This is a genomic window from Kocuria sp. CCUG 69068, from assembly GCF_020833785.1.
In the GTDB taxonomy this organism is placed as follows: domain Bacteria; phylum Actinomycetota; class Actinomycetes; order Actinomycetales; family Micrococcaceae; genus Kocuria; species Kocuria rosea.
The window spans coordinates 1-9,460 of the sequence record NZ_PDDL01000123.1 but is presented as its reverse complement, the minus strand read 5'-3'; the positions used below and the strand labels follow the sequence as shown (position 1 = coordinate 9,460).

Below are 9,460 nucleotides of genomic sequence, written 5' to 3'. Positions count from 1 at the left end.
ACCGCCGGCCCCGCGCTCGGCGTGTGCGGGGGCCGGCTCAGGTGGCCTCGGTGTCGAAGGGGGCCCGTTCGCCGGGGGCCAGGCGGGTCAGCACCGGGCCGGGGCGCGGCCGGGGTGCGGCGGGCGCCGCCGGCTCGTCGTCCTCCAGGAGGGCCTGGCGCACGATGGTGCGGGGGTCGTACTGGCGGGGGTCGAGCCTGCGCCAGTCGACGTCGGCGATCTCCGGCCCGAGGGTCTCCTTGAGCTCCTCGGTGGCGCCGGTCGCGTAGCGCTTGGCGGCCTTGACCAGCTCCTTGAGCTTCTCCGCGTACTCCGGCAGCCGCTCCGGCCCGATGATGAACAGGGCCAGGAGCACCAGGATGATCGCTTCGCCGCCGTTGATGCCGAGCACAGGAAGTGATTTTACCAGTCCGGGAGCCTGCAGCCGGTCAGCCGAAGATCTCGCGCAGGCCGACCAGCACCGTCTCGACGACGCCGGGGTCCCCCGGGGACGGCTCCACCACGCGCCCCCGCTCGTCGGCCACGACGAGGCCCACGGTGTGGGCCATCGCGGACGGTCCGGAGTCCCCCGAGACGGTGTAGACGACCTCGTCCCCGACGAGCACCGCCCGCCACGGCGGCCCGGCGTCCACCCACAGCGGCACGCCCTCCACGGCGACGCGCTCGAGGCCCTCGGCGCTCACGGGCAGCCCGGTCAGTCCGTCCATGGGGTTCTCGCGGTCGACCCCCCCGCGCTGCTCCACCACGACGACCTCGTCCTCGCCGCGGTGCAGCCTGACGGCCACGACCGGGTGCCCGGACAGGGTTCCGCGGGTCATCGAGCCCACCCGGTAGCCGTCCGCGGCCAGGGTGGGCAGCGTCCAGCCCTCCGTGCGCAGCAGGTCCGCGGACACCTCGTCCGCGTGCAGCACCCCGTGCGTGCCGTGCCACGCCGAGACCGGCACCCGCTCCTCGGCGCTGTGCGCGGACTGCATCACGACCGTGCGCCCGACCGCGTAGCCGGAGCCCAGGACGAGGGTGAGCACCGCGCTCACGGTGGCCGCGGCCACGGGCACCGCGCTGCTGGGGCGGGCCGGCGCGGTGCGGTCCGGGCGGGGCATCGGTCCTCCTCGTGCGGTGGTCGGGCGGCGGGCTCCGGGTGGGCCCGTGCCCGGTCCCGTGCCGCGGTCGGCGTCGGGAGCGGGTGCACGGACCGCTCCGTGAGGAGGCCCGCGAACAGGTCCGTGGAAGACGTCGTGATCGTCTCCATGATCGACCGGGAAGCTGGATGCCGACTGGACGGTGGCCGGACGGACGGGCCCAGCCGGTAGGATGGCGCGCATCCACTACAGCGACGAAGGGCGGACCATGGGCGCGGACAAGACGACGAGCTGGTCGTACGCCGAGGCGTTCGCCGCCGAGGACGAGCTCGCCTACCGCGCCCGGGAGCGGTCCCTCGCCCTGCGCATCCCCCCGGTGACCCCGGGGACGGCCGCCGCCCTGACCGTGCTCGCCGCGGCGGCCCGGCCCGCCACCGTGGTCGAGGTGGGCACGGGGGCCGGGGTGTCCGGTCTCGCCCTGCTGCGCGGTCTGCCCGGCACGTCCGTGCTGACCACGATCGACACCGACATCCGGGCGCTGCGCGCGGCCCGCGACACGTTCCGGGAGGCCGGGATCCCGACGAGCCGGACCCGCACGATCCCCGGCCGCGCGTCCCTCGTGATGCCACGGTTGAGCGCCGGCGCCTACGACCTCGTGTTCCTCGACGCCGACCCCGAGGGGACCCTCGACTACGCCGAGGAGGCCGTCCGGCTGCTGCGCCCGGGCGGGATGCTCGTGGTCAACGACGCCCTGTCCCAGGACAAGGTGGCGCAGCCGGCCAACCGCGAGGAGAACACCCGGACGATGCGGGCCGTGCACCGGCTGTTCCGGGAGGACGAGCGCTTCAGCACCGCCCTGTTGACGACCGGCTCCGGGCTGCTGCTGGCCGTCCGCGCCGGTGGTCACTCGGTGACGCCGGCCAGGCACTCCTTGAGCTCCGCGGCCTCGGCCGGCTTCAGCTCGACCACCAGCCGTCCGCCGCCCTCGAGCGGCACCCGCATGATCAGGCTCCGCCCCTCCTTGGTGACCTCCATCGGTCCGTCACCGGTTCTCGGCTTCATGGCCGCCATGTGGGAACTCCTCTTCCTCGATTGGTGTGGCTCCCATCCTATCCGAGCCGCAACCGTGGACCCGGACCACCCCGGCGCCCGGGGGTCCGCGTCGGCGTGCCCGGCGCGGGGTGCGGACGGGATCAGGGCGGGTAGTCCCCGCCCCCGGGCAGCTGCTTCCAGTGCCACAGCCAGCCGACCCAGACGAGCTGGAGCAGCGCGCCGAACACCACGCAGGCCACCCGGTAGGCGCGCGAGTCCGAGACCGCGGCCAGCGGCAGGGCGAGGGGGAACAGCGGCAGCAGCAGCCGGAAGGTGCTGCTCTGGGGGTGCAGGAAGAGGAGCAGGTACACGGCGTAGCTCGCCAGCCACACGCGCGTGAGCAGGTCCAGCCGCTCCCGCACCACGCGGGTGCGCAGCAGCACCGTCCCGCCCGCGACCAGCAGCACGGGCGCGGCGAGCCCGAGCACGGGGCCGAACAGCCCGGCGGCGGCGTCGAACCAGGGCACCACCGGCTCCAGCCCTCCCCCGCCCCGCCACGCCGTCTCGGTGTCGGTGTACGCGGTCGGCTCGCCCGTGACGGCCCACGCGATCGCCGGCCAGGCGAGGGCCGCGCCGCACGCCAGGACCGCGAGGCCGAGCAGCCCGTCGACGGCGTCCGCCGCGCGGCGCAGCTCCCCGGCCCGGTGCCGGCGCACGGAGCGCACAAGCCACGTGATCCCCAGGGCCGCCGCGAAGGGGACCCCCGCCGGGCGCGTCAGGCACATTAGGAGCATTACGGGGGCGGCCGCCAGGTGGTTCCCCCGGGCCACCAGCAGCAGGGCGCCCGCGAGCAGCAGCAGGTGCAGCGACTCGGCGTAGGGGACCTGCAGCACCGGGGCGACCGGGCTGAACGCGACGAACGCGACACCCCACAGGGCGGTGGCCGGAGGGGCGAGCCGGAGGAACAGCCGGTGGACGAGCAGGACGGCGCCCAGGCTCGCGGCCAGGGACACGGCCGACGCGGCCGCGTCCCACCCGGCGCCGGTGACCGCCGAGACCGCCCGCACGACCATCGGGAAGACCGGGTAGAACGCCCAGGCGTTCTCCTGCACCTGCCCGGCCGCGTCCCGGGGCAGGGACGCGGGATAGCCCTCCCGGGCGATGCGCTCGTACCAGTCCGAGTCCCAGGTCCCGGTGAACTCGAGGTAGCCCAGGGCGCCGTCCCCCCACGGACCGGGACCCTGCTGCCGGCCCACTGTGGTGAACACGGCCCAGGCCCAGAGCCGGGAGGCCGCCCAGACCAGCAGGGCCTGTGCCCACCAGGGGGTCCGGGTCCACCGGAGGGCCACGGCCGTCCTGAGGGCCACGGCCGTCCGGCCGCTCACGCCCCCGGCACCGGGCGGGACGGCGGGTCCTCCGGCGGCGGCAGCCGGTCCGCGAGGTGGGCCAGCACGGCGTGGACCTCCGCGGGGTCGTAGCCGCGGCGCCGGACGGAGAACGCGATCCGCTCCACGTCCTCCGCCGTCGGGTGCTCGGGCAGCACGAGCGGCGCCCCGGGGGCGCGCGCCACGGCGATCCCGTCCCGGGCGGGCACGACCCGCTCGGCGAGGCGGTCGCGGCCGAGGACCACGACGCCCACGACCGTGAGCAGCAGCACGAGCCCGGACAGCACCACGAGGATCTCGGTCATGCCCTCCAGGCTATGCGCCGCCGGGCGGGACGGGGCGCCGCAACATTTCTACGGACGGGTAAGCAATTAACACGATTGCAACGTGTTCGGCATCACACGGAACGAATCTGGGATATCTTTCCGGTATGTCACACGCCACTCCGCCGGCCGCCGCTCCGGCCTCCTCCACCGCGGGGACGGCCGAGGCCCTGGTCCGCATGACGCACGTCAACAAGCACTTCGGGGACCTGCACGTGCTCCGGGACATCAACCTGGAGGTGAAGCGCGGCGAGGTGGTGGTCGTGATCGGCCCCTCCGGCTCCGGCAAGTCCACCCTGTGCCGGGCCATCAACCGGCTCGAGAGCATCGACGACGGCGAGATCCTGATCGACGGGAAGCGGCTGCCCGAGGAGGGCAAGGCCCTCGCGAAGCTGCGCGCCGACGTCGGCATGGTCTTCCAGTCCTTCAACCTCTTCGCCCACAAGTCGGTCCTGCAGAACGTGACCCTGGGGCCCGTCAAGGTGCGGGGCAGGTCGGCGGCCGAGGCGAAGAAGCAGGCCATGGAGCTGCTGACCCGCGTGGGCGTCGACAACCAGGCCGAGAAGCTGCCCGCGCAGCTCTCCGGCGGCCAGCAGCAGCGCGTCGCCATCGCCCGGGCCCTGGCCATGGAGCCGAAGGTGATGCTCTTCGACGAGCCCACCTCCGCGCTGGACCCCGAGATGATCAACGAGGTCCTCGACACCATGGTCGCCCTCGCGAAGCAGGGCATGACGATGATCGTGGTCACCCACGAGATGGGCTTCGCCCGCAAGGCCGCCGACCGCGTGGTGTTCATGGCCGACGGCATGATCGTCGAGGAGAACACCCCCGAGGAGTTCTTCACGAACCCCCGCTCCGAGCGCGCCCAGGACTTCCTCGGCAAGATCCTCGGCCACTGACCGTCCCCCGACCCTCCGACCCACGCCACCACCTCCACAGCAAGGAGCACACCATGCGCAGCAGCAAGCCCCTCGGACTGGCCGCGATGGCCGCGGCCGCGGCCCTGACCCTCACCGCGTGCGGAGGTGGCGACGACGGCGGGTCCGGTGCAGGCGGCGAGGGCGGCGGCTCGGGCGAGTCCGTGCGGATCGGCATCAAGTTCGACCAGCCCGGCCTCGGCTACCGAGACGGCAGCGAGTACACCGGCTTCGACGTCGACGTCGCGAAGTACGTCGCCACCGAGCTCGGCTACTCCGAGGACCAGATCGAGTGGGTCGAGTCCCCCTCCGCCAACCGCGAGAACATGCTCTCCAACGACCAGGTGGACATGATCTTCGCGACCTACTCGATCACCGAGGAGCGCGACCAGACCGTGGACTTCGCCGGCCCCTACTTCGTGGCCGGCCAGGACCTGCTGGTGCGCACCGACGACTCCTCGATCGCCGGCCCCGACGACCTCGAGGGCAAGAACCTGTGCTCGGTGACCGGATCGACCTCCGCGCAGAAGGTCAAGGACGACCAGCCCGGCGCCAACCTCGTCGAGCAGCCCGGCTACGCCGACTGCCTCACGGCGCTCGAGTCCGGCCAGGTGGACGCCGTGACCACCGACGACATCATCCTCGCCGGCCTCGCCTCGACCGACGCCAACCAGGGCAAGTTCAAGGTGGTCGGCAACACCTTCTCCGAGGAGCGCTACGGCGTGGGCCTGCCCGATGGCTCCGACCAGTGCGAGGCCGTCAACGAGGCCATCACCAAGATGATCGACGAGGGCGCCTGGGAGGAGGCCGTCACGGCCAACACCGAGGGCGCCGACTACACCTACAACGCCGAGCTCAACCCGCCGGAGCCCGAGCCCTGCGGCGAGTGACCCCGGACGCGTGAGCACCCCGTGGCCGGCCGGCGACCGGCCGGCCACGGGACCGCGACCGCGCAGCACGCCGACCGATCCGCGACGAAGGGGCCTTCCGTGACCCAGGACCTGCCCGATCCCCGGGAGCTCCCGTGAACGACTATCTGACCGACTTCGCCAGTCTGTTCGCCCAGTACGACGTGCCGGGCGCGTTCTGGGTCAACCTGCAGCTGACCTTCTGGGCCGCGATCGGCTCGGCGGTCCTCGGCGCCCTGATCGCCCTGATGCGCATCTCACCCATCGCGTCCCTGCGGCTGCTCGGCACCACGTACGTGAACCTGTTCCGCAACACGCCGCTGACGATCATCCTCGTGTTCCTGGTCCTGGGCGTGTGGAGCCAGCTCGGCATCAACCTCTCCTCGGACTTCAACCGGAACTTCTTCCTCTACGCCGTGATCGGCCTGAGCCTCTACCACGCGGCCTTCGTCTGCGAGGCCATCCGCTCCGGCGTCAACACGGTGCCGGCCGGGCAGGCCGAGGCGGCCCGGGCCATCGGGCTGAGCTTCCTGCCCGCGGCCCGGCTGATCGTCTTCCCGCAGGCGCTGCGCGGGGCGATCACCCCGCTCGGCAACACCCTGATCGCCCTGACGAAGAACACGACGGTGGCCGCGGCCGCGTCGGTCACCGAGATCTCCTCCCTCATGAAGACCATGATCGAGTTCCGCCCGGACGTGATCATCGCGATCTTCCTGGTGGTGGCGCTCGGCTTCGTCCTGATCGTCGTCCCGGTGGGCCTGCTGACCACCTGGGCCTCCCGGAAGCTGGCGGTGAAGCGCTGATGGCCAAGACCCAGAACGTCCTCTTCGACGTGCAGGGGCCGCGTGCCCGCCGGCTCACGCTGCTCTTCAACGTGGCGGGAGTCCTGCTGATCGCCGCGCTCGCCTGGGTCGTGCTCGGCGCGCTCGCCGAGCAGGGCCAGCTGGACGCCGACCGGTGGACCCCGCTGCTCACCGCCCGGGCCTGGGAGAACTTCCTGCTCCCGGGGCTGTGGGAGACCCTGCGGGCCGCGCTGTTGGCGGTGGCCCTCTCGATCGCCTTCGGCCTGGTCTTCGGTCTCGGCCGGCTCTCCCAGCTGGCCCCGGTGCGCTTCGTCTGCACCGTGGTGGTCGAGTTCTTCCGGGCCGTGCCCGTGCTGGTGATGATGATCTTCTTCTACCTGGGCATCGGCCGCGCCGGCCTGGTCGAGCCCGCCAACGTGCCGTTCTGGGCCGTGGTGCTGGGCCTGATGTTCTACAACGGGTCGGTCATCGCCGAGCTCATCCGCTCCGGCGTGCACCAGCTGCCCAAGGGCCAGCGCGAGGCGGGCCTGGTCATCGGGCTCACGCCCTCCCGGTCCCTGCGGATGATCGAGCTCCCCCAGGCCCTCACCGCGATGCTGCCCTCGATGGTCAGCCAGTTCGTGGTGATCCTCAAGGACACCGCGCTGGGCTACATCATCACCTACCCGGAGCTGCTCGCGAGCGCCCGGCGCCTGGGCTCCGGGGACGGCAACATCCTGCAGACGCTGTTCGTGGTGGCGCTGGTCTTCGTGCTCATCAACTACCTGCTGACCCTGCTGGCCGCGTGGCTGTCGCGGTTCCTCAGCTTCCGCACCGCGGGCCGGACCAAGCCGGCCGAGGGGCCCATGGCCGCCGAGGAGACGACCGTCTGACGCCGCTCAGGCCGTGAGCCACGCGGCCAGGGCCCGGCAGCACTCCCGGACCGCGTCGGCACTCACGTGCTCGTCGTCCGTGTGGGCCAGCAGGGCGTCGCCGGGGCCGAAGTTCACGGCGGGCACGCCCATCTGCGAGAAGCGGGCCACGTCCGTCCAGCCGTACTTGGGCTTGGGCTCCTGGCCCACCGCGGCCACGAACGCGGCGGCCGCGGGACGGTCCAGGCCGGGGCGCGCCGCCGGGGAGAGGTCCGTGAGCTCGATCTCGTAGCCGGCGAACACCTCCCGCACGTGCGCCACGGCGTCCTCGGGGCTCTTGTCCGGGGCGAAGCGGTAGTTGATCTCCACGTGGGCGGTGTCCGGGACCACGTTGCCGGCCACGCCGCCGCCGATCCGGATCGCGTTGAGCCCCTCGCGGTACTCGAGCCCCTCCACCGCCACGGTCCGCGGCTCGTAGGCCGCCAGACGGGCGAGGACGTCGGCCTGCTTGTGGATCGCGTTCTCCCCGATCCAGGACCGCCCCGAGTGGGCGGCACGGCCGGCGGTGGTGATGCGGAAGCGCATCGTGCCGTTGCACCCGCCCTCCACGGTCCCGTCGGTGGGCTCGAGCAGCACCGCGAAGTCCGCCTCGAGCAGCTCGGGGGCGTGGCGCTGGAGCCGGCCCAGCCCGCTCGCGTCGGCGTCGACCTCCTCGTGGTCGTAGAAGACGTAGGTGATGTCCCGGTTCGGCGCCGTCAGGGCCGCGGCCAGGACGAGCTGGACGGCCACGCCGCCCTTCATGTCGGTGGCGCCCCGGCCGTAGAGCACCCGGTCGCCGTCGGCCCCCGTCCACGTGGCGGGCACGGTCCCCCGGGCGCCGGGCGTGGTCGGCAGGGGCACGGTGTCGAGGTGGCCGGCGAGCACCACCCGCTCGGCGCGGCCGAGGTCGGTGCGCGCCACCACGGCGTCCCCGTCCCGGTGCACGGTGAGGTGCGGGAGCCGGCGCAGCGCGGCCTCGACGGCGTCGGCCAGGGGGCCCTCCGAGCCCGAGACGGACGCGATGTCGATGAGGGCGGCCGTCAGGTCGGCGGGGTCCGCGGCGAGGTCCAGCTCCGGTGCGATCATGGCTGCCAGCATAACGGGGAGGCCGCAGCCGCCCGTCGGCCCCGTCCCGGCGTCCCCCGTAGGATGGAGGCCATGACTTCTTCCACCTCTCGTCCCGCCTCCGGACTCGGCCTGGCCACCGTCGTGGCCTCGGGCCCCAAGGAGGGCACCGTCCTCGACGTCTGGTACCCCGCCCCGTCCCTCTCCGACGCGGTCGACACCTCCCTCGACGCGGACCTGCGGCTCGCGGCCACCGCCGACCCCGACCGCAACGTCCGCAGCGAGATCGTCGAGACCTCGATCGACCTCGACGCCGCGCCCGCCGACGCCGCGGACGCCTACCTGCGCCTGCACCTGCTCTCCCACCGCCTCGTGCGCCCCAACACCCTGAACCTCGACGGCGTGTTCGGCCTGCTCGCCAACGTCGCCTGGACGGACCGCGGGCCCGTGCTCGCCGAGGAGCTGACCTTCGCGCTGCTCCGGATGAAGGCCTCCGGCGGGCACGTGACCGTGCACAGCGTGGACAAGTTCCCGCGAATGGTGGACTACGTGGTCCCCGCGGGCGTGCGGATCGGCGACGCCAGCCGGATCCGGCTCGGCGCCCACCTCGCCGAGGGCACCACGGTGATGCACGAGGGCTTCGTCAACTTCAACGCCGGCACCCTGGGCCAGTCCATGGTCGAGGGCAGGATCAGCGCCGGCGTGGTCGTGGGCGACGCCACGGACGTGGGCGGCGGCGCCTCCATCATGGGCACCCTCTCCGGCGGCGGCAAGGAGCGGATCACCGTGGGCGAGCGCGTGCTGCTCGGCGCCAACTCCGGTGTCGGCATCTCCCTCGGCGACGACTGCGTGGTCGAGGCCGGCCTCTACGTCACCGCCGGCACCCGGGTGAGCGTGCACTCCGACGGCGAGCGGTCCACGGCCAAGGCCTCGGAGCTCTCGGGCCTGTCCAACCTGCTGTTCCGCCGCAACTCCCTCACCGGCGCCGTCGAGGTGCTGCCCCGCGCCGGCGGGACCGTGGAGCTCAACGCGGCGCTGCACGCCAACTGAGCGCGTCG

The 9,460-nt window shown here is 73.0% G+C and carries 11 protein-coding genes and 1 pseudogene; 6 read left to right on the top strand and 6 right to left on the bottom strand.

All coding sequences use genetic code 11. From position 1 onward, the window contains the following. Window positions 1-37: 37 nt before the first annotated feature. Together CRM73_RS16630 and CRM73_RS16625 are read right to left on the bottom strand one after the other, a co-directional pair. On the bottom strand, window positions 38-391 hold the full coding sequence (locus CRM73_RS16630) for a hypothetical protein (protein ID WP_017833419.1): 354 nt from the start codon (window positions 389-391) through the stop codon (window positions 38-40). Between the two features lie 37 nt (window positions 392-428). Further along, window positions 429-1,100, bottom strand: coding sequence for a hypothetical protein (locus CRM73_RS16625; RefSeq protein WP_017833418.1), 672 nt, complete (start codon window positions 1,098-1,100; stop codon window positions 429-431). Window positions 1,101-1,347: 247 nt separating this feature from the next. Between CRM73_RS16625 and CRM73_RS16620 the strand changes: the two are divergent. Next, window positions 1,348-1,974: pseudogene (locus tag CRM73_RS16620) on the top strand (O-methyltransferase); the annotation flags it as partial. Window positions 1,975-1,982: 8 nt separating this feature from the next. Here CRM73_RS16620 and CRM73_RS16615 read toward each other — a convergent pair. The 3 genes from CRM73_RS16615 to CRM73_RS16605 form a co-directional block, all read right to left on the bottom strand. Continuing rightward, window positions 1,983-2,150 carry a DUF3117 domain-containing protein gene (locus tag CRM73_RS16615; protein ID WP_017833415.1) on the bottom strand — a complete coding sequence of 56 codons (168 nt, stop codon included), beginning with the start codon at window positions 2,148-2,150 and terminating at the stop codon, window positions 1,983-1,985. Between the two features lie 122 nt (window positions 2,151-2,272). Beyond that, complete coding sequence (locus tag CRM73_RS16610; protein ID WP_229588563.1) at window positions 2,273-3,496, bottom strand: hypothetical protein; 1,224 nt, start codon at window positions 3,494-3,496, stop codon at window positions 2,273-2,275. After that, window positions 3,493-3,801, bottom strand: coding sequence for a DivIVA domain-containing protein (locus CRM73_RS16605; protein WP_035927412.1), 309 nt, complete (start codon window positions 3,799-3,801; stop codon window positions 3,493-3,495). Before CRM73_RS16605 ends, CRM73_RS16610 begins: the two co-directional genes overlap by 4 nt. 188 nt (window positions 3,802-3,989) lie before the next feature. Here CRM73_RS16605 and CRM73_RS16600 point away from each other — a divergent pair, with 188 nt between their 5' ends. The 4 genes from CRM73_RS16600 (at window position 3,990) to CRM73_RS16585 (ending at window position 7,319) form a co-directional block, all read left to right on the top strand. After that, window positions 3,990-4,718, top strand: a complete 729-nt coding sequence (locus CRM73_RS16600; protein ID WP_031282997.1) for an amino acid ABC transporter ATP-binding protein — start codon at window positions 3,990-3,992, stop codon at window positions 4,716-4,718. Between the two features lie 53 nt (window positions 4,719-4,771). Beyond that, entirely contained in the window at window positions 4,772-5,626 is an 855-nt protein-coding gene (locus CRM73_RS16595; protein ID WP_017833411.1) for a glutamate ABC transporter substrate-binding protein, read from the top strand. Window positions 5,627-5,760: 134 nt separating this feature from the next. After that, window positions 5,761-6,447: an amino acid ABC transporter permease gene (locus CRM73_RS16590; RefSeq protein WP_017833410.1), complete on the top strand. Its 687-nt coding sequence runs from the start codon at window positions 5,761-5,763 to the stop codon at window positions 6,445-6,447. After that, entirely contained in the window at window positions 6,447-7,319 is an 873-nt protein-coding gene (locus CRM73_RS16585) for an amino acid ABC transporter permease (RefSeq protein ID WP_017833409.1), read from the top strand. The genes CRM73_RS16590 and CRM73_RS16585 overlap by 1 nt, the downstream gene beginning before the upstream one ends. 6 nt (window positions 7,320-7,325) lie before the next feature. On the opposite strand, the gene dapE is transcribed toward CRM73_RS16585, so the two are convergent. Beyond that, entirely contained in the window at window positions 7,326-8,435 is a 1,110-nt protein-coding gene (gene dapE, locus CRM73_RS16580; RefSeq protein ID WP_229588561.1) for a succinyl-diaminopimelate desuccinylase, read from the bottom strand. A gap of 51 nt (window positions 8,436-8,486) precedes the next feature. Between dapE and dapD the strand changes: the two genes are divergently transcribed. After that, a complete protein-coding gene (gene dapD / locus CRM73_RS16575; protein ID WP_031282996.1) occupies window positions 8,487-9,452 on the top strand; it encodes a 2,3,4,5-tetrahydropyridine-2,6-dicarboxylate N-succinyltransferase in 966 nt (321 codons plus the stop codon). The last annotated feature ends 8 nt before the right edge of the window (window positions 9,453-9,460 follow it).

Bases quoted from the DNA above. Each gene is read 5' to 3' on its own strand.
- CRM73_RS16615 (WP_017833415.1), bottom strand. From the start codon at position 2,150: ATGGCGGCCATGAAGCCGAGAACCGGTGACGGACCGATGGAGGTCACC.
- dapE (WP_229588561.1), bottom strand. From the start codon at position 8,435: ATGCTGGCAGCCATGATCGCACCGGAGCTGGACCTCGCCGCGGACCCC.
- dapD (WP_031282996.1), top strand. From the start codon at position 8,487: ATGGAGGCCATGACTTCTTCCACCTCTCGTCCCGCCTCCGGACTCGGC.
- CRM73_RS16605 (WP_035927412.1), bottom strand. From the start codon at position 3,801: ATGACCGAGATCCTCGTGGTGCTGTCCGGGCTCGTGCTGCTGCTCACG.
- CRM73_RS16595 (WP_017833411.1), top strand. From the start codon at position 4,772: ATGCGCAGCAGCAAGCCCCTCGGACTGGCCGCGATGGCCGCGGCCGCG.
- CRM73_RS16585 (WP_017833409.1), top strand. From the start codon at position 6,447: ATGGCCAAGACCCAGAACGTCCTCTTCGACGTGCAGGGGCCGCGTGCC.
- CRM73_RS16625 (WP_017833418.1), bottom strand. From the start codon at position 1,100: ATGCCCCGCCCGGACCGCACCGCGCCGGCCCGCCCCAGCAGCGCGGTG.